The 18039-nt window shown below is 39.2% G+C and carries 21 protein-coding genes; 8 read left to right on the top strand and 13 right to left on the bottom strand.

The annotated features are described in order from the left end of the window. Window positions 1-35: 35 nt before the first annotated feature. A complete protein-coding gene (dusB, locus tag FTT99_RS08955; protein ID WP_373684546.1) occupies window positions 36-1040 on the bottom strand; it encodes a tRNA dihydrouridine synthase DusB in 1005 nt (334 codons plus the stop codon). Window positions 1041-1515: 475 nt separating this feature from the next. Between dusB and FTT99_RS08950 the strand changes: the two genes are divergently transcribed. Continuing rightward, window positions 1516-1890, top strand: coding sequence for a hypothetical protein (locus tag FTT99_RS08950; RefSeq protein ID WP_180129447.1), 375 nt, complete (start codon window positions 1516-1518; stop codon window positions 1888-1890). A gap of 315 nt (window positions 1891-2205) precedes the next feature. Beyond that, a complete protein-coding gene (locus FTT99_RS08945; RefSeq protein WP_180129448.1) occupies window positions 2206-2373 on the top strand; it encodes a hypothetical protein in 168 nt (55 codons plus the stop codon). Between the two features lie 91 nt (window positions 2374-2464). Here FTT99_RS08945 and FTT99_RS08940 read toward each other — a convergent pair whose 3' ends face one another. Together FTT99_RS08940 and FTT99_RS08935 are read right to left on the bottom strand one after the other, a co-directional pair. Continuing rightward, window positions 2465-2680 (bottom strand): acyl-CoA thioesterase, encoded by a 216-nt coding sequence (locus FTT99_RS08940; protein WP_257229246.1) that lies wholly within the window; start codon window positions 2678-2680, stop codon window positions 2465-2467. A gap of 115 nt (window positions 2681-2795) precedes the next feature. Continuing rightward, window positions 2796-2978 (bottom strand): hypothetical protein, encoded by a 183-nt coding sequence (locus FTT99_RS08935; protein WP_078193584.1) that lies wholly within the window; start codon window positions 2976-2978, stop codon window positions 2796-2798. A 276-nt stretch (window positions 2979-3254) separates the two neighbouring features. Between FTT99_RS08935 and FTT99_RS08930 the strand changes: the two genes are divergently transcribed. From FTT99_RS08930 to FTT99_RS08920, 3 genes are all read left to right on the top strand, one after another. After that, window positions 3255-4460, top strand: coding sequence for a DUF1615 domain-containing protein (locus FTT99_RS08930; RefSeq protein ID WP_180129450.1), 1206 nt, complete (start codon window positions 3255-3257; stop codon window positions 4458-4460). Continuing rightward, complete coding sequence (locus FTT99_RS08925) at window positions 4427-5056, top strand: HAD-IB family hydrolase (RefSeq protein ID WP_180129452.1); 630 nt, start codon at window positions 4427-4429, stop codon at window positions 5054-5056. Before FTT99_RS08930 ends, FTT99_RS08925 begins: the two co-directional genes overlap by 34 nt. 176 nt (window positions 5057-5232) lie before the next feature. After that, complete coding sequence (locus FTT99_RS08920) at window positions 5233-5436, top strand: hypothetical protein (RefSeq protein WP_078188800.1); 204 nt, start codon at window positions 5233-5235, stop codon at window positions 5434-5436. Between the two features lie 80 nt (window positions 5437-5516). Here the strand turns inward: FTT99_RS08920 and FTT99_RS08915 are convergent, their stop codons facing one another. Further along, entirely contained in the window at window positions 5517-6611 is a 1095-nt protein-coding gene (locus tag FTT99_RS08915; RefSeq protein ID WP_168377711.1) for an acyl-CoA desaturase, read from the bottom strand. A gap of 12 nt (window positions 6612-6623) precedes the next feature. Next, a complete protein-coding gene (locus FTT99_RS08910) occupies window positions 6624-7691 on the bottom strand; it encodes a ferredoxin reductase (RefSeq protein WP_180161402.1) in 1068 nt (355 codons plus the stop codon). Window positions 7692-7860: 169 nt separating this feature from the next. On the opposite strand from FTT99_RS08910, the gene fabR reads away from it, so the two are divergent. Then, window positions 7861-8535, top strand: a complete 675-nt coding sequence (fabR, locus tag FTT99_RS08905; RefSeq protein WP_372491111.1) for an HTH-type transcriptional repressor FabR — start codon at window positions 7861-7863, stop codon at window positions 8533-8535. Window positions 8536-8597: 62 nt separating this feature from the next. Here fabR and FTT99_RS08900 read toward each other — a convergent pair whose 3' ends face one another. Further along, window positions 8598-9395 carry an alpha/beta fold hydrolase gene (locus tag FTT99_RS08900; RefSeq protein WP_180129457.1) on the bottom strand — a complete coding sequence of 266 codons (798 nt, stop codon included), beginning with the start codon at window positions 9393-9395 and terminating at the stop codon, window positions 8598-8600. A 106-nt stretch (window positions 9396-9501) separates the two neighbouring features. After that, the gene (locus FTT99_RS08895) at window positions 9502-9765 is read right to left on the bottom strand and encodes a PAAR domain-containing protein (protein WP_078193592.1); all 264 of its coding nucleotides are present in this window, start codon (window positions 9763-9765) and stop codon (window positions 9502-9504) included. A gap of 515 nt (window positions 9766-10280) precedes the next feature. Here FTT99_RS08895 and FTT99_RS08890 point away from each other — a divergent pair. Then, window positions 10281-10718 carry a hypothetical protein gene (locus FTT99_RS08890; protein ID WP_180129458.1) on the top strand — a complete coding sequence of 146 codons (438 nt, stop codon included), beginning with the start codon at window positions 10281-10283 and terminating at the stop codon, window positions 10716-10718. 112 nt (window positions 10719-10830) lie between these two features. Here FTT99_RS08890 and rapA read toward each other — a convergent pair whose 3' ends face one another. From rapA to FTT99_RS16375, 6 genes are all read right to left on the bottom strand, one after another. Next, on the bottom strand, window positions 10831-13668 hold the full coding sequence (rapA, locus tag FTT99_RS08885) for an RNA polymerase-associated protein RapA (protein ID WP_180129460.1): 2838 nt from the start codon (window positions 13666-13668) through the stop codon (window positions 10831-10833). Between the two features lie 141 nt (window positions 13669-13809). Beyond that, the gene (locus FTT99_RS08880) at window positions 13810-14454 is read right to left on the bottom strand and encodes an RluA family pseudouridine synthase (protein ID WP_180034745.1); all 645 of its coding nucleotides are present in this window, start codon (window positions 14452-14454) and stop codon (window positions 13810-13812) included. 133 nt (window positions 14455-14587) lie between these two features. After that, on the bottom strand, window positions 14588-15292 hold the full coding sequence (locus tag FTT99_RS08875; RefSeq protein ID WP_180161400.1) for a phosphopantetheine-binding protein: 705 nt from the start codon (window positions 15290-15292) through the stop codon (window positions 14588-14590). 161 nt (window positions 15293-15453) lie between these two features. Then, window positions 15454-15786, bottom strand: a complete 333-nt coding sequence (locus FTT99_RS08870; RefSeq protein ID WP_078193595.1) for a hypothetical protein — start codon at window positions 15784-15786, stop codon at window positions 15454-15456. A 387-nt stretch (window positions 15787-16173) separates the two neighbouring features. Further along, on the bottom strand, window positions 16174-16644 hold the full coding sequence (locus FTT99_RS16380; RefSeq protein ID WP_218954513.1) for a hypothetical protein: 471 nt from the start codon (window positions 16642-16644) through the stop codon (window positions 16174-16176). After that, the gene (locus FTT99_RS16375; protein WP_218954512.1) at window positions 16641-16955 is read right to left on the bottom strand and encodes a hypothetical protein; all 315 of its coding nucleotides are present in this window, start codon (window positions 16953-16955) and stop codon (window positions 16641-16643) included. Before FTT99_RS16375 ends, FTT99_RS16380 begins: the two co-directional genes overlap by 4 nt. A gap of 156 nt (window positions 16956-17111) precedes the next feature. On the opposite strand from FTT99_RS16375, the gene FTT99_RS08860 reads away from it, so the two are divergent. After that, complete coding sequence (locus FTT99_RS08860; RefSeq protein WP_180129462.1) at window positions 17112-18026, top strand: LysR family transcriptional regulator; 915 nt, start codon at window positions 17112-17114, stop codon at window positions 18024-18026. The last annotated feature ends 13 nt before the right edge of the window (window positions 18027-18039 follow it).

Here is an 18039-nt window from a genome sequence, read left to right as displayed (position 1 = left end):
TCAAATTGCACAGATCTATTTCGTATGGCTTTCAGTTACTTGGTTTCAAGCAAATTAACCTGATCAACTTGAACATCACTCATGATCTGACCATGATCAAGTAAGTGATTAAAATAGTTCTCGACGACTTTATATTGATCTGCTGTAGATTCAACTTTATACATATTTTGGCGGAACTCATTACTAGAACGTAAACCTTTGGTGTACCAAGCAATATGTTTGCGTGAAATTCGACAACCTGAATATTCACCATAAAAACCATATAACTCAGATAAATGTCCGAGCAATACGTCACGGACTTCCATAATACTTGGTGCCGCCATATGCTCACCCGTCGTCAGGTAATGTCCTATTTCACGGAATATCCATGGGCGACCTTGAGCTGCACGGCCAATCATGACTGCATCGGCACCAGTATAATCCAATACATATTTGGCTTTTTCAGGTGTATCAATATCACCATTGGCAATCACAGGAATATTGATCAACGATTTCACATCTCTAATTAAGCTATAACGCGCCGTATTCAGATACATATCTTCACGTGTACGACCATGAAGCGCTAATGCCGCAATGCCAGCTTCTTCGGCACGTTTCGCAACACGCATAATGTTTTCATGGCCATTGAGATAGCCCAAACGGGTTTTTAAGGTCACAGGCACATCAACTGCTTCGACCACAGCATCTAAAATACGAGCCACCAAGTCTTCATCTTTGAGTAGCGCTGAACCTGCCAATTTATTACAGACTTTCTTCGCCGGACATCCCATATTAATGTCGACAATTTGCGCACCATTTGCCACTTGATAGCGTGCAGCTTCAGCCAATTCAGCTGGATCTGACCCTGCAATTTGAGCAGAAATAGGCGCTATTTCACCGTCAAAATTGGCACGATAAAGACTCTTTTTACTCATGCGTAAGGTCTTATCTGCCGTCATCATTTCACTGACAGCATGACCTGCGCCAAAGTATTTGCAAAGGGTACGAAATGGGCGATCTGTAACCCCTGCCATAGGTGCCACCCACAGTTTTCTCTCGATGGGACGATCGAATAATTCTTGAATGACAGGATGTTGACTCAATGTTTTAACCTCTAGCTATATTTAGCAAATGATGCGCGAACCACATTCGAAATCTTCCAAGCCACTTTTAACAATGCTAAATTCAAATGTATATTCGCAAATTCTGTTGAGCGAAAAAACGTTTTATGGCAATGATTATGCAATTGAATGATGACAATGAACATCAACATCGTTCAACGCTTAAATTGAGGAATTTGAAGCTTCGGAATTGGACGGCAAATTTGCAATGCGATAGTTTAGTAATTCCAAACAAAAATTTCTACGCTTTTGCTTAAGAGTCGTTGAAAGTTATACATATACCTTCTAGCTAACACACTATCGATTCAACATCAGACTTTCAGCAGATCTGCCTGTACAGATGTTACTATAGCGGGATACTGCTAAAATCATTGAAAACTTAAACCTATAAATTCACATCAGTGAGTTGAACTTTATGAAAAAATTGAAAAGTCTCTCTTTTATATTTTTCGCTACCATTCTTACTGCCTGCCAACAACCCAATGACGAGGTGGCTGCAGCTGAAAGCCAAAACGCTGATTTAACAACGGAACAAGCGACTCAACAATTTGAGCAGTCAGATGCGCAAATCAGTCAATACCTTGATGTTTTAGATGCCCCAAGCACATCTATCAAGGAAAAAACACAAGTCTTATGTCATGACTACCCTCATGAATATAAAACCAACTATATGCCTGCCATGCTCAAACTCGCAGCCCAAGACTATACTCAAGATAAAATGTTGAACGATTTGAAGATTGCACAGGACTATTACAAAGAAAAACTCAAAATTGAATGCCCTGCTGAATAACCTCCGTTTCATCATGGCGTCATAATTGTGCGATAAATTGTTATTAAGCGAAAAGTGTGTAAGTTTCGCTGTAATAACAACGTAAATATACTTCCCGATTTATTCGGGTTTTTCTTTTTTAAAGTCTTTAAAATATTAAACGATATTTGAATGACACATATTATTTTGTGATGGATTTCAAGCCATTGATTTATTGTGATAAATTTTTCGTTAAAGTTCACAATCTAGCCACATAACAACCCATTTTAATTACACTTTTATCATGATTAATACATTAAGTTGTTTTTTCCCAAAAAATAGACTGAATATTGAATCATGAAAACTTTAAACAAAGTACTTTTCGCTACACTTATCTCTGCTGCTACAACTACATTTGCTGCTGAAGAACAAAAAGTTGAAGCTGCTGCATCTGAAGCTCAAACAATTGAAGTTGCTCAAGACGCAACTGAAGCGGCACCTGCTTCTGAAGCTATTGCAAAATAATTGAGCAAAAATTTAAAAGCCCACAGATAGTGGGTTTTTAAATTCACAGACATTTTATGTTTGTCACAGTATACAATCACTTTGACATCTGTTATTTAAAATACAAACGTTGAATTTGTCGTGCCCGCCGGTTTAAACCTAATATTTCTTTTCTTTGCAAAATATCTTCTTCACAAAATCCCAAGCGCTGGATTAACTCAGTCATTGCTAAGTCTGCATGTTCGATCAACTCGGCATCTTGTTCAGTTGACCAAATAACTTTTGAAGCTGTTAATTTTTGCTGACGTTTTGACCTTCTCATTTGCATAGTATAAAAGACTTTTGGCTAATTCACAAAAAAGCCCACCCGATGTGAGCTTTTTTGCACAGACTGAGTATTCATCATCTATTGGATTGAAATATAAATTTACTGAACGATGATGTTAAAGATTTTCATCCTTTGTGATCATCACTGAGGTTAAAATTGGAACTGCAAAACAAGGTAGTAATAGTAAGATCCAATATTCCACCATTGGTTTAGCCACAACAAAGTTTATAACGATTGCCCCCAATACCATAACTAACGCAATCAAACCTAAGAAACGACTGAAAAATTTAGCTGGCATAACAATCCCCTTAAAAAATTATGGATTTCAGCTAGTATATACCTTCATTTTTTATAATCTGTTGAAAATGATATTGGAATATTCATCTATTTAGCTCAAAAAGCATTCTTTTTCCAATCACCCTAACCAAACTGCTTGTTTTTACACGCGTAGATCTCCATAAATAGATTGACAGTCCCCTATGAGGCATATACATATTTATTCATTACTTATGTATTTTGCATAGTATACTGCTCCTGCTTTGTCGCCCCCATATGGCTGAGTTTATTGGAAAATATGAACAAAACTTTTTCGACCACATTATGCTTTAAATCCCTTTCTGTACTGGCTTTATCCATTGGCTTGACTGCCTGTGGTAATGGTTCATGGTGGAGCAAAGATGAACCCACTATGGAAGCGGAACAGATTAAAAAAGCCATTCCACCTCGCGTGAATGAACGTCTGTCATGGGCCAATGATATCTACGACATTAGTGATCAGCTCGGTATTCCAACCACGAAAGAAAATGTCTGTACGATTGTTGCTGTGGTCGATCAAGAGTCCAATTTTGTTGCCGATCCGCATGTGCCGGGGCTCGGTGAAAAAGCCGTTAAAGAAGTTCAAGATCGTCTTGAAGAAAAGTTTAAAGATAAATTGGGTGATAGTATCGGAGGTACGGTCGCTGGCTATTTCCAAGATGTGTTGAAAAATCAGCCGAGTCCTGAAGATAACTATCTCAGCCAAATGCGCCGTGTTCAAACTGAACGTGAGCTAGACGAGCTATATCGTGAAATTTTTGACTATATGTCTAAACATTATCACGTGAGTGCATTAACAGGCGCGGCGAAACTGGTTGGACAAGATATTGGTGAAAAGCTCAACCCAATTACTACTTTGGGTTCGATGCAAGTCCATATAGGCTATGCCAAAGACCACAAACGCCAAGGTGGAAATATTGCCGCACTACGCACAGACATGTATAGCCAATATGGCGGTTTGTATTATGGCATCCACCGTTTAATGATGTATCCGGCTGAATATGATAAACCGATTTATCGTTTTGCAGATTATAACTCGGGTCGTTATTCGAGTCGTAATGCGGCATTCCAAAGCATGTTGAATGACTTAACCCCTGCTGAGCTCGGCTTAGATGGTGACCTCTTACTTTATAATAAAGATGGTTCTCCACGTTCTGCAAAAAGCCAGTCTGAAACCGCGTTGATTGCCGTTTTTGCAGAAAACAATGTGATCGCGACGCCACGTCAAATTCGTTCAGATCTTAAAAAAGAAAAAGATCAGGACTTTGAAGATACTTTGACGTATAAAGCGGTCAAAAAGTTGTATCAAGAAAAGACCGGAAAAGAACCATTTTATGCCATGATGCCTGAAGTCGTAATTTCTGGGCCGAAATTAAGCCGTGATTACAATACCAATTGGTTTGCCACACGAGTCGATGGACGTTATCAAACATGCATGCGCCGCATCAAAAACCTAAAACTTTAGCCTTATTTGATTTTGACGGAACCCTGTGTAATAAAGACAGTTTTACAGGGTTCATCTTCTATTCCCTGCCTAAAAGACATATCGTGCGCCAAGGGATTAAAATTCTCCCTTGGATTCAAGGCTATTATCTTAAACTATATCCTGCACATGCAATGCGTCCTCGCCTATATGCCGCAATGTTTAGCCAAGCCAATCATGAGCAGGTTTTAAATCAAGCAGCGCAATATGCTGAATATTTGATGGCAGAACTCAATCCTTCACTTTATGAACAATTACAGCAACACCAAAAACGCGGTCATGAAGTCGTATTGGTTTCTGCATCCGTCGATTTATATCTTAAACCTGTGGCCAAAAAGCTCGGGGTCAAACTGATCTGTACTGAAACTGCAACCAATAACCAAAAACTGACTGGTTTATATGAAACCTTAGACTGTAGTGGTGAGCAAAAGAAAATTCGCGTTTTGGAGCAATTTAACCTTCAAGACTACGAGTATGTTTATGCCTATGGAAATAGCGATGAAGACCTCGCTATGTTCGAATTGGCCACCCACCATTTCATGAATGGACAGGATAAGCGCCTACCGGAACTCGACTAAAGTCGAGTGATTTAGTTTGTTTTATTAATCAAAGTTAACAATCACAATCTTAAATTTAAGTCGCTCTAATATATAACTAAATTTTGAAAATTCTGCTTTTATTTTGACCTTATAGTGTGCTATTTTTCTCATTAATTATAAATAATGCGGTCAAATATTAAAAGCGGGAAAAGAATATGAATCAATTCAATCCACCGAAATATGTCAAAGGCCTCCATATTAAATTTGGCGAAAATCCATTTGTACTCCTTGCTCAATTTGCCTTCTCAGCCACTCGCCAGATGTGGACGAAAGAAGAAATTGAATTGGTCATTCGTATGGCTAAAAAAGGAAATTATATGAATTTGATTAAGATCCTCAAATTACATATCAAAAAGTAAAATAGATATTTCCCCAAAGTTAATATAAAAAGGCCATGCAATTGCATGGCTTTTTTCCCGTAAATTTAGTGTAGCGTTTATTACTTTTTAAATGGAAATGCATATTTCACAATACGTTTTAGTACACTGCCGTACTGTTTCACTAAGCTTGCGTTGTTATAGTTCAAACCATATTTTTCACATACAGCCTGTACTTTTGGCGCCATTTTACGATAACGACGCGCAGGAACATCAGGGTATAAATGGTGTTCGATCTGATGGCTTAAATGCCCTGTCAAAATGTGAAATGCTTCTGAACCAGTAAGGTTTGAAGAACCACGGATTTGACGCATGTACCAATGTCCACGACTTTCATTTTCAAGTACTTTTTTCGGGAAAACTTCAACATCTTTGGTAAAGTGACCACAGAAAATAATACTAAATGTCCAAATATTACGAAGACCATTCGCCACTAGGTTCCCTGTAAGCACCGGTAATGCTGCAGGCCCTGCAATAAGCGGGAAGAACACATAGTCTTTAAATAATTGCTTGCCGATTTTGGCTTGCATTGGCTTCCATTCTTCTTTGGTCTGCTGTTTTGTTTTACGACCTTTGAAGTATTTACCCAATTCAAGGTTTTGAATGGCAACACCCCATTGGAACAATAAGCAAAATGGAATGCTATAAATCGGTTGTAATAGATAGCCCGGCTTCCAACGCTGTTCTGGGAACAAACGAACGAGACCATAACCAATATCATCATCCATACCTTTAATGTTGGTATAGGTATGATGTTTAAAATTGTGAGTTTGGCGCCAGTTATCTGCTGTCCCTACGATATCCCATTCGTAGGTCTGACCATTGAATTTAGGATCATTCATCCAGTCATATTGACCGTGCATGACATTATGACCCAATTCCATGTTTTCCATGATTTTGGCAAAACCTAAAAGACCTGTACCCAAAATCCACGCTGGCGGAAACCAGCCTGCAAACAATAAAGCACGACCCGCCATAGATGAATAACGAACTGTCGAATACACTCGGCGAATGTATTTCGCGTCTTTTTCACCTAAGTCATCTAAAACTTCTTGCTTAATGGCATCAAGCTCACGCGCAAGTTCGTCTAATTGCGATTGGGTTAACTCACGGTTTTTTGGATTTTTAAAATATTCAATTTTTACAGGCATGTTCATATTTTTTCTACCTTATAAATCAATAACAAGATCTGACTGTGCTGAGTTCACACAAATTTTGAGTAAATTACCCGGCTCTGTATTTTGGCTACCATTGACCATATTTTTAGTCGAACCTTCTACTTTGTTGCAGGCACATTTATTACAAATGCCCATACGGCAACCGTGATTAGGTTTGATATTTTGCTGCTCAAGACTTGCTAGAATTGATTGGCCTTTTGGAATACTGACGGTTTTATTGGATTGCGTAAGCGTGACATTCACAAAGCCAATATCATCCGTTGCGATTGGACTCATGCTAAATGCTTCACTCATAAAGCACTGTGCATGATCAAATAACGCTTCGGCCTGAGTGACGAAACCCGATGGACCACATGCAAACACAGTACTGTGCTCAATGTTGTCAAATTGAGCAGCGTGAGAGGCATTTAATCGTGGATCAGCAACATCTTCTTGGGTAAAGAAAATTTGAAATTTAAAGTTTGGATATTGATTTGCCAAAGCTTCGAAGCGTAATTTGAATGCAGCATCATCGTGATACTTAACCCAATACATTAACTGAATTGGTTGCTCCGCAATTTGCTTAGTTTTGCTCATCCCTTTCAACAAACTCAACATTGGCGTAATACCACTACCCGCAGCCAATAGTAGCAAGGGTGTAGAATTTGACACCAAAGTCATATCACCAAAAGGCTGACCAAATTCTAAGATGTCACCAACTTGTGCTTGTTCTACCAGCCAAGTACTCACAATACCCGTATTCACTTTTTTTACGCTAAGCAATACGTGTTGATCATCTAACTGAGTCAAACTATAAGTACGTTCGTAACGGATACCATTTACACGAGCAAAAACAGGATGATGCTGACCAGCTTTACCCATTTTAAACAAACGGTTCACCTGTATAGTTAGGCTGACCATCTCATTTGCTGCATTTTCTTTTTGTACAATTTTGCCGAGTGCCTGATTACCAGACCATAACGGATTAAGTTTCTGCAACCAGAAATTCACCGCATTGACGTCTATAACACTGTCTTTGAGTGCGTTTAAAGGCTTTTTCGCTTTTTCGAGTACATGCATAATCAAATACAAATCATGGGAGGTTTTTTAATTATTATACACATGTATATATATTTGTATATACACTTGTACATTTAATCGACATTTTCACAAAAGCTATTAGCAGACGCTATAATATGTTAATGTTTTTAATCTATTAAAAAATATGACTCAGTCTGCACAGACGAATATGGTTAACATGTACCAGGAAGAATTACATTCTGAAGCTGAAACTCCACTTGCAGTTCGCACTGTAGGCCGTAAAGCAACGATTACCAAGGAAGAACTGTTTCAGGCAGCGCTTAATTTAATTGGTCCACAAAAAAGTATTTCATCACTGAGTTTGCGTGAAGTTGCACGTGAAGCTGGCATTGCTCCAAATAGTTTTTATCGTCACTTCAAAGATATTGATGAATTAGCCATTGAGTTGATTGATCGAGCTGGTGGTGTGTTACGTCAAATTTTGCATGAAGCACGCCTTCAGGCATCACGCCAAAGCAGTATTATTCGTAGTTCAGTTGAAGTATTTATTCAGCAGCTAGATGCCGATGAAGGCAACTTAAGCCTTTTACTTCGTGAAGGCTATACTGGTTCGCATTCCTATAAAAATGCAGTTGAGCGTCAACTTAACTATTTCCAACAAGAATTAAGAGAAGATTTAATCGTGCTTGAACGTTTAAATCAAAGTAAATTGGCTCATCCTGACATCGTGGCACGTGGTATTACCCAATTGGTGTTTAACATGGGTGCAAAAGTCATTGATCTACCGACAGAACAACGCAAAGAAGTTGCCGAACAAACCATGATTATGATTCGTATGATCCTGGAAGGCGCTCGCCATTTAGACGAAGCACAGATTCGCTAAAAGTTAACGGTCAAAAAAAGGAGACGTTCAGGTCTCCTTTTTTATGAGCAAAATTTATTTTTCTAATGCTGTAAGTACTGCATGACGTGTAGCGCTGTCTGTTTCGGTTGCTCAAGTGGAAACATGTGCCCACCTTCAACTACACTATAATCTATACCATAGGTTTTCTTCATTCCGTCAGGCAAACCTTGTTTATAAAAATGGCTGTTATCTGCAGTGATAAGGTGTACAGGCATTTGAGGGGCTTTTCGTGGAGTACGCCACCACCATGCAGGTACTGTACGGAAAATTTGCGCTTCCACGGCTTTTGGAATGCTGAGGGTCACGCCACCGCGTTTTTCATCAGTGCGAACACCTTGTGCAAAATAATCCTCAAAACATTGCGGATCAAAACTTTTAAATAAACGATTATTCCGTAGTGCCGTATAGGCTTCATCCAAATTTGGCCAATGGTCATTACGCTTCAATGTAATTGCCGCTGGGGTAATTTTATCGACAGCTTTGAGCTTTAATTTTTGCATGCCCTCAAAAATGGCGGACTTAGGGCCGATTACGAAAGGTGGATCCATAATAATCAGTTGTGAAAACAGGTCTGGACGTTTATAAGCCGCCATAAGGGTGACTAAAGAACCAAAAGAATGCCCAAGCCCAATCACTTTTTGCTTTGGAAATTGGTGCTCGATATCTGCTATGACTTGATCAACCAAATATCGCCAGTCTTTGGTGATAGGATAGCGCTCATCCATACCAATCAGCGGAATCGCCTTCACATCAAATTGCGGTGCAAAGTAGGATAAAAACTTTCGATAACTTGCAGCAGGAATACCATTAGCATGGGTAAAATGGATCGCGCTTTTCACCTAAAACTCATCTAATCAGCTGATGATGACCCATCATAAAGTGATCTATACGATTTAAACAGGACTCAATGAGTTTATCTATATGACCCCAAAGTCAATTTGCAGATTATTTTTGTGAACCAACCATTGATTGATTCGGTAAAAATGTTGCGCCACAAGTGGTTTTATCTCCAGCAACCACAACACCTCGCCCCTTTACCGTTGTACTTTGATCTGCCGCTATCGCAGCCACAGTCGAATTACATTTCGGGCAATAATGTTTCATACCGTTTAAATGCACCGCAATACCATTAATCACAAATGAAGGTTCACATTCTGAAACTACACCACCGTGTGACGTTTTACTACCTAAGGTAATTAAGGATTTCATATTTTTATTTTCTTCTAACGAACTGCTGAAATTTGAAGCATTTTAACGGAACTGCCCTCAACTCGCTAGCATCGACGTATAAATTTAACCAAGCCAAAACTTTACTTAACTAAAGCATCAAAACACGACATTAAGACAGTTCGTGAACAATCATTTGATTATGATGCTATCGCTATATGCCCGAATACATTTAATCATTTCACTTTCATAATTCAATCGACATCAATAACGACAACTTATGTCGCGATGCCGATTCTTTTATTAATTAAATCTTGTATATTGGGTATAGCAATGAGCATGAAGCGTAGCGCCCTATATTAACAATTTCAGTATTTAACTGAACTTCGAATCAGAACAAGGTGTGTTTCTACACCATGATTAACTTCAGATCGTTCAAAGATTGAAAACATTATTCAAAACCATTTTTAGTAAATATTTAGACTCAATACGTAGCACAACTTCATATAAATAGCGCAGATAAATAAAGCATAACCATTCTATTTTCAGGAGGTTTTATGATTTTAATAAATGACTTTGATTTAACCCAACCGCAAAAAGTCATCGTGTTAGACCATACACTGGATGACACAACACTGTTAAGAGAAATACTCGCCTTGTGTAAGACTGCAGACTCAGAGCTCATCGTGGCGGAAAGCAAAGAGGCAGATTTAGTCTTACGCTTATTGCCTGAAATACATGCTTATTGTGGTGCAATCGCTTTAAAACAGCCGCTATGCAATGACATTAACTTTGATTTACTTACTGCTCATTATGCAACACGCAGCCAAGCAGACCGATGTACGATCCAAATTCAGTTAGCAAAAAATCATCCGGACTATACAAAGCTCGAAGCCATATTTTATATGTTGGATGAACATGAAGACTTTGATCAAGCTGTAGAATTGCTGAAGAATAGTTACTTTTTTTATGCTGATGTCGACAATTTAGATTAAAAATAAACAATACAAAACTTATATTTAGCGTAAATCTGTCGTGATTAATTTTACAGTTATATTTTTAGCCATAAAAAAAAGCACCCGAAGGTGCTTTTTGAAGATTCTTAACTTATGGCTTAACCACTACCATAATTTGAATCGCTTCTGGTGTAACCGCCAGACCATCAAGCAGTGTTAAACCTTCTTTTTGCAGTTTTTGTAAACGTGCAATTTCGTCTTCACGAATACTTGGGTTGAACTGCTTCAAATAAGTCAAACGGTCAATTTCATACTGCCATTTGCTACCATAGATTTCTTTGGCTTGTTGTTTAAAGCCCGGTAATGCACCACGAGCAATTTCAAGCGCTTGCGTATAACGCTGTTCAATGACATCACGACGCGCCTTAACCACTTGGCGGCAACTGTTACCATCAAGATGATGTAAATAAGGACGTAAAATTTCAGGTGCAATTTTTTGCGATAAATCCTGACCTTTTTCACTCAGTAATACACGAACCAACTGTTGTGGCAAACTTGACGGCAAATTCAATGCTTTTGGTGCAACCACATCGACTTTAAACCACACTTCCATTAACACAGAACCTTGTGGTAAAGCTGCTGATTTCAATACAGCAACGTTGGTACTACCAAAGCTTTGTGTATTAATCATTTCCATCACACTTTCAGTGAATGGATGCTCAAGTGTTAAATACTGAGCATCTTCACGAATCTGTGCTTGGTCACGATAGAACGTCGCCGTCATGCCTTCTTCGTCCAAAGTTAGACCTTGAACTTGCATTTGATCCGTTGGCTTGATGATCACAGTACCATTACTTTGCTCATCAAAATCAATGTTTGTAGACGCCATGAAGCGCTTCATAAACATTGGCAAGGTTGTATTGTCGTCGTAGTCTTCAAGTGCAGTCACAATTTCTTGCGCTACAATTGGACGGCAAGAGTTGTACTCAAGTAAACGGTCACGACCTTCTTGAAGTTCAGCTTCAAGTGCTTCACGTTGTACACTCACCGCTTCGAGCAAATCTTCAAACTCTTGGCCTTTATCTGCCAACAAACAATCTTTCAGATTGACGATAAAGTTTTCTTGTAAGGTTTGCGCAGTCGGCGAGATATTACAGAAAATATTTAATGCTTCGTTATACCAACGGAACATACGCTCTTGAGCAGTACCAACCAGATAAGGTACATGAATTTGAATACGATTTTCTTGACCAATACGGTCTAAACGACCAATACGTTGTTCAAGTACGTCTGGGTTAGCAGGTAAGTCGAATAACACTAGGTCAGATGCAAACTGGAAGTTACGACCTTCAGAACCAATTTCTGAACATAGTAAAATTTGCGCACCGTATGACTCTTCAGCAAAGTAAGCTGCTGCTTGGTCACGCTCTAATAAGCTCATGCCTTCATGGAACATCGCAGTGCGAATACCCGCATGCAAACGAAGTGCATTTTCTAAAGACTCAACCACTGGACCACTACGTGCAATCAATAACACTTTTTTGTGTTTCAGGTCTGTACGCAGACGTTCCATCAACCACATCACACGTGGATCTGTTTCCATCCACGAGCCATCAATCTGCGCTTCTTCAGGCCACATTTGTTCACGTAGCTTGCCATCTTTAGACCAGTTTTCTGGTGCAGGTAATGGCGCAGGCTGACAGTCACGACCTGGGAAGCCTTGAATCGCTTCACGTGTATTACGGAATAAAATACGGCCTGTACCATGACGGTCTAATAATTCGTGAATGGCACGGAAGCGTTGTTCTGGCTCGTCAGTAATTCGATGACCTAATAGGCTTTCAATCGCTGCCAAATGCCCTTCTTCGAGTGGTAGATCAGACATGAGTACTTCAGCAATTTTAGCTGTTTGGTGATACTGCTCTTCTTCATCCAAGAAACGATCAAGCGAACTAAAACGTTGTGGATCGAGCAGACGTAAACGTGCAAAGTGACTTTCCACACCTAATTGTTCAGGCGTTGCGGTTAATAACAAGACACCCGGCGTTTTTTCAGCAAGTTCTTCAACAAGGTCATAACGGTCATTGCCGCCTTCTTCTTCTGACCACATTAAATGATGAGCTTCATCGACTACGAGCAAATCAAACCCAGCTTCAAGGGCTTGTTCACGCAAGTCATCATGGTCGATCATCAAATCGACACTCGCAATGATGCATTGTTCAGTTAAGAATGGGTTGAGGTCTGGATCGTGTTCTTTAATCGATGCTGTACGTGTTAGATCAAATAATGAGAACTCAAGATTGAAACGACGACGCATTTCAATCATCCATTGATATTGCAATGAATCAGGTACTAAGACCAAGATACGTTCTGAACGACCCGTTTTAAGCTGCTGATGAATAATCAGACCAGCTTCGATGGTTTTACCTAGACCCACTTCATCAGCAAGTAATACACGTGGAGCAAAACGTTTACCAACCTCATGCGCAATATACAGTTGGTGTGGAATGAGACCCACACGTGAACCTACCAAGCCACGTAGAGGGCTAGACTTCATATTGGCTTGAAGAAGCAGTGCTTCGATACGCAGGTCATACCATTCTTTATAATCCACTTGGCTTGCAAGCAAACGATCTAATGGTTTTGCTAACTGAATACTTGCACCAATACGTGTTTCATTCAGTGCTTTACGCTCTTCAGTACCATCGGCAAGTTTACGTACCGCGTTATAACGAACCACGCCACCACGGTCTTCAAGCGATTCGACAATCCAAATTTGACCTTCTTGGTCTTGGACTTCGTCATTTACATTGAAAACAATACGAGATAAAGGTGCATTGTGACGGGCATAGACACGAGTTTCATCACTTTTCGGGAATAAAATGCTGACCGATCGCTCATCAACATCAATAAGAACACCTAAACCCAGTTCCGTTTCTGTATCTGATAACCAACGTTGACCAATAGCAAACTGCTGCAATTTTTCCACCTTTTTCTCAAGTTCGGTCTGAAAATATTATGCTCAAACTGTGAACGTTATTTGAGCAAAAATCTAGACCATAAAGCAATATATTTTGACATAAAGCCCACTAAATAGTGAGCAGAATTCTTAGGGATTTAAATGATTTTCCTAAAATGGGACAGGACAGTGAAATTCCACTGTTTGCTCTGTTTCAGGATGGTTAAAACTTAAACGCTCAGCATGTAAACATAAGCGCGGCATCAGCTTCTGTTGCTCAGGTGTTGCATACAAAGTATCACCAACAATAGGATGACCTAAATATTGCATATGAACACGAAGCTGATGGGATCGACCGGTAATAGGAGTTAACACTACACGTGTTACGGCTTGACCCTGAATCTCAAAATGTTCAGTGGCTTTCCAATGCGTAAGTGCAGGCTTATTATGTGCAGGATCGGCAATATGCAGTGGCGGATGTTCTGGGTCATACACGACGGGTACATCAACAGTACCTTCACCTTCGAGCGTACCCGCAACCAATGCCTGATATGTTTTTGAAGTTTGACGTTCTTGGAACTGGCGTGAAATTCGATTTTGCCCTTGACGGGTTAATGCAAAAACCAAAATACCTGAAGTATCACGATCCAAACGATGGATGAGCAAGGTATTCGGTTCAATTTTTAATAATCGATTGATAACACAGTCTTGTAAATCTGCTGTTTTTCCCGGAACTGTGAGTAAACCTGCTGGTTTATGGATCACCATAAAGTCAGTGTCACGATGTATCAGGTGTTCGGTTAGAAAATTACTCAAAGTTCAATCCAGTTCTGATCTCGAAAAACAAGGCGGCAATAATAAAAAGCTTAGCCAACAATTACAATGCACAAAGGCATATTTCCCGACGTATTTTCCGATTTAGAACAAAAATAATTCCAATTGGCTTTGTTTAGTCTGTACTGAGTAATTTTTCTAGCAATGCTTTTAGACTTGCATCATCTAAAAAGTCTTCATAACGAATGTTTGCACCATTGGCACGCCACAACCCAATTAAGCTGACCATGGCAACGGAATCGAGTCCATAACTGCGTAAATCGGTTAAGGGATCTATTTCCAATGCGTCCATATCTAACTGCTCTGCAATAGCCAATAATATGCCTTTGGCTGACAAAACGAATTCAGTTGGTGCTGACAGATTCCAAAGCCGCATCAAATTATAACTACTCATATGATGAATCCCTTGGCCTGACATGGAGTCCACCCACTGAATATGCTGTTCCTGATTACTCAGCACAATTGCGTCATCAACGATACAGATTTGCTCTGTTACGCTATATAGATGCGGCAAGATCTGTTTCAGCATAGGCGTGATTTGCCCTGCAAAGATCAGCTGCGGGTGTGTTGTTGCATATTCACCAAGTTGCTGCATGCCTTGAAGTAAATCATCACCATATAAATCGACAATTGGAATCTCTAAAGCTTTGGCTTTATTGGTCAGTTGGATCAAATTTTCCATCAACTGCGTATCTTGTATACCCTGCTGCATGCGTAAATTTTGTAAGCCAACCAGTACCAATACTGACTGTGTTGATGACAGCTGCCATTTTGCTTGAGATGGTGCAAATTGGATTTTTTTAGGCATGGGATAAAGCATACAGACTCGGTACATAACTCAAGTTGGAACAATTGATATGCTAACGCAGAATCATATCTGAAAGTGACTTTCGGCTACTGATAATTTACTTTTTGGTCAACTTTAAACTTATAGATTTTTTTAATTCTATTAAGTTTATTAGATAAACCTAAGTTTTGGTTTTATTCAAATTCGGATAAAAAATAATCTTGTAAATATTCAAGTGATTTACCCTCATACAGCAAAGAAAAATCACCATCGTGCTCTTCTAAACTTGAGCTGCCATCAATAACACCTAATACATTACTAATTGAATCAATCATTACTTGTCGTAAGATTGAGAAAAAAATTCTCTTATGTTCGTCTGGCAAAGTATTAAAAAAACTTATTGCTTCAATAAAATAAGGATCTTTTATTTCTGATGGTGAGCAGTCTGTGAACAATCCTTTATAAATTTCTAGGTTTTCGTTAATAATTCCTTTTTTGAGCAGATGAGCTAATTCTTTTGAGTCCATACCTTTCCCTTTATTTTAGTTTCGTATAACAGCCATTTTTTTTTAAATGAGCATAAAAAATTTTCAAATATAGATATTTTTCTTCAAATATCATTTTTTTATTTTACGATAATTTCTTTAATATTCTTTTCATCCCCAAACAATATTCGAGATACATCAATACTCATCATTGTAAAATATATGTATCGCTGCAGCTCATCCCTAATATACATCGCATCAAGAATTACATTATTTAATGTAATTCCTAAATCAGTATATTACATAGCATATAAAACTAGCACTGATAGTACCCTAATAAACCCTGATACTTCAAACGACAAGATTTGCTGGGCAAGTTTCTTAAATGTTAATGCTGACAAGAGCAGTACTCCTGTCAGCTTATCGTGTTTATTTCTGAGGTTCGACATTCAGTGCAGCCAAAGGTGGTGACATCGGATGTACCGAAGGTTCACCGCCTGCAACACGAGACAGAGGCAGCCACTGTGCAAGTATTGGATTGGTTCGATCAAATAGTGGAGTTAACTTTAATTCAGAAGGTAACAATTCACTCAAAGAGCTCATGCTTTCAAGTTTAGCCAAAGCCTTGATGCTATCTTCAGCCGCATTACCTGTATCCACTTTGGCAGCCACAGTCACAATACTGACTTGCTTTTCATCTTGATTAAACATCAGCCAAGCACTGGACAAACCTAGCGCCTGCGCTTGCTCTCGCAAAGTCGGCCAAACCTCTTTTAGCAGCTGATCTAACTGATCATGCTGTGTAGAAAACCGTTCAAAACGCACAACATGATGTGATGTTGCTAAGGGTTTAAAATCATGAGCACCAGCAACACGCCAAATATATCGCTGTACATTCAAGAAAATGGACGGCTCCAAAACTTTACATTCGGCTCAAATTCCAATTCTTCACTGGTGAAACGCTCATAATCTTTTACATTTTCCCAAGTATCAAATAAGTAGCGTCCACCAGTCCAAAGCGCACCACTAAAACGGTCAAAACCAAGTGGCATATATTTATGGCGCATGCCCGGACGCACATCCATGCTGCGACGTTCAATTTCCTGCATATTCACTAAATCATGCATCTTGATTTCACTTGCAACCGGGAAGTCTGAAGTAAACGCTGCTTCTGCCTGAATCGGGCCTGTTTCGTAGTTGAGAATCGCCATATGTATCTCCTATATTCGTTGTGGAGTTGTATAAATAATTGCTCTCAGCCAGTGCTGAATCAGCTGTTAAACCCACTTTATCGAAAATAAATTCTTGAAAAAGACCTTCAAATTTAATTTACTTATTACATCGTGTAATTAATAAATAGAAATATTATGCTGCGTCACTATGATGATCTACAAATCGGCAGTCTTGAATTGTTTTGTTTAACCGTGGAAAAGAAAAGTTTCTCTGCTGCAGCAATTGCAGCAGGCATTTCTCCTGCCGCAGTCAGCAGAGCGATATCACGCTTAGAAGCAAAATTTGGGGTAAAGCTATTTGTCCGCACTACACGCCAACTTAAAATTACCGATGCTGGGCAGCATTATTATTATTTTTGCAAACAAGCCCTTAACAGCCTACTCGAAGGTGAAATGCAAATCAGGGGTGAACAGGAACACCCCATCGGCTTACTGAAAATTAGCGTGCCCACAGCTTATGCACATTATCGTCTGCTGCCTAAAATGGCTAAGTTTACCGAACTGTTTCCACATATTAAGCTCGAGATTCATGTCAGCAACCATAATGTAAATTTAGTGACTGATGATTATGACATTGCGATTCGCGGTAATGAGTTAACCGACTCTGGCTTAATTGCACGTAAACTTGAAGATGCTGCATTATGCATTGTGGCTACACCTGAATATTTGAAAAGGCACCCTGCACCTATGAACATCCAAGACTTACAGCATCACGAATGTATTTTGTTTGAATTACCGAGTTCAGGTAAGTCTGGACCGTGGTCACTCATGGATGCAGGCAAAAAAATTATGGTTGATGTCCAAGGAAAAATTACCTGTAAAGATGATTATCTCTCGACCTTAATCTTAGCTAAATCTGGTGCAGGACTGATGCAGGTCTACCGCTTTTCAGTGGAGCAAGAATTACAAAGCGGCGCGTTGGTGGAAGTTCTCAAATCTTATAGCCAAACAACTCGGCCTTTTTATTTACTCTATCCAAAGTCTAACTATCAGTCTTCTAAACTCAAAGCATTTATCAATTTCATGCTGAATGCTTCGGCTCAATCTTAGAAAATTTCGATTT

The organism is Acinetobacter sp. YH12040 (genome assembly GCF_013420005.1).
Lineage (GTDB): Bacteria > Pseudomonadota > Gammaproteobacteria > Pseudomonadales > Moraxellaceae > Acinetobacter > Acinetobacter amyesii.
Note: the sequence above shows the minus strand (reverse complement) of the source record. Positions and strands in the feature narration are given on the sequence as shown.

What these genes read in the sequence shown, in the direction of transcription:
- FTT99_RS08950 (WP_180129447.1), top strand. Translation starts at nt 1,516, where the DNA reads ATGAAAAAATTGAAAAGTCTCTCTTTTATATTTTTCGCTACCATTCTT.
- FTT99_RS08945 (WP_180129448.1), top strand. Translation starts at nt 2,206, where the DNA reads ATGAAAACTTTAAACAAAGTACTTTTCGCTACACTTATCTCTGCTGCT.
- FTT99_RS08940 (WP_257229246.1), bottom strand. Translation starts at nt 2,680, where the DNA reads ATGCAAATGAGAAGGTCAAAACGTCAGCAAAAATTAACAGCTTCAAAA.
- FTT99_RS08935 (WP_078193584.1), bottom strand. Translation starts at nt 2,978, where the DNA reads ATGCCAGCTAAATTTTTCAGTCGTTTCTTAGGTTTGATTGCGTTAGTT.
- FTT99_RS08930 (WP_180129450.1), top strand. Translation starts at nt 3,255, where the DNA reads ATGAACAAAACTTTTTCGACCACATTATGCTTTAAATCCCTTTCTGTA.
- FTT99_RS08925 (WP_180129452.1), top strand. Translation starts at nt 4,427, where the DNA reads ATGCATGCGCCGCATCAAAAACCTAAAACTTTAGCCTTATTTGATTTT.
- FTT99_RS08920 (WP_078188800.1), top strand. Translation starts at nt 5,233, where the DNA reads ATGAATCAATTCAATCCACCGAAATATGTCAAAGGCCTCCATATTAAA.
- FTT99_RS08915 (WP_168377711.1), bottom strand. Translation starts at nt 6,611, where the DNA reads ATGAACATGCCTGTAAAAATTGAATATTTTAAAAATCCAAAAAACCGT.
- FTT99_RS08910 (WP_180161402.1), bottom strand. Translation starts at nt 7,691, where the DNA reads ATGCATGTACTCGAAAAAGCGAAAAAGCCTTTAAACGCACTCAAAGAC.
- fabR (WP_372491111.1), top strand. Translation starts at nt 7,861, where the DNA reads ATGGTTAACATGTACCAGGAAGAATTACATTCTGAAGCTGAAACTCCA.
- FTT99_RS08895 (WP_078193592.1), bottom strand. Translation starts at nt 9,765, where the DNA reads ATGAAATCCTTAATTACCTTAGGTAGTAAAACGTCACACGGTGGTGTA.
- FTT99_RS08890 (WP_180129458.1), top strand. Translation starts at nt 10,281, where the DNA reads ATGATTTTAATAAATGACTTTGATTTAACCCAACCGCAAAAAGTCATC.
- FTT99_RS08875 (WP_180161400.1), bottom strand. Translation starts at nt 15,292, where the DNA reads ATGCTTTATCCCATGCCTAAAAAAATCCAATTTGCACCATCTCAAGCA.
- FTT99_RS08870 (WP_078193595.1), bottom strand. Translation starts at nt 15,786, where the DNA reads ATGGACTCAAAAGAATTAGCTCATCTGCTCAAAAAAGGAATTATTAAC.
- FTT99_RS16375 (WP_218954512.1), bottom strand. Translation starts at nt 16,955, where the DNA reads ATGGCGATTCTCAACTACGAAACAGGCCCGATTCAGGCAGAAGCAGCG.
- FTT99_RS08860 (WP_180129462.1), top strand. Translation starts at nt 17,112, where the DNA reads ATGCTGCGTCACTATGATGATCTACAAATCGGCAGTCTTGAATTGTTT.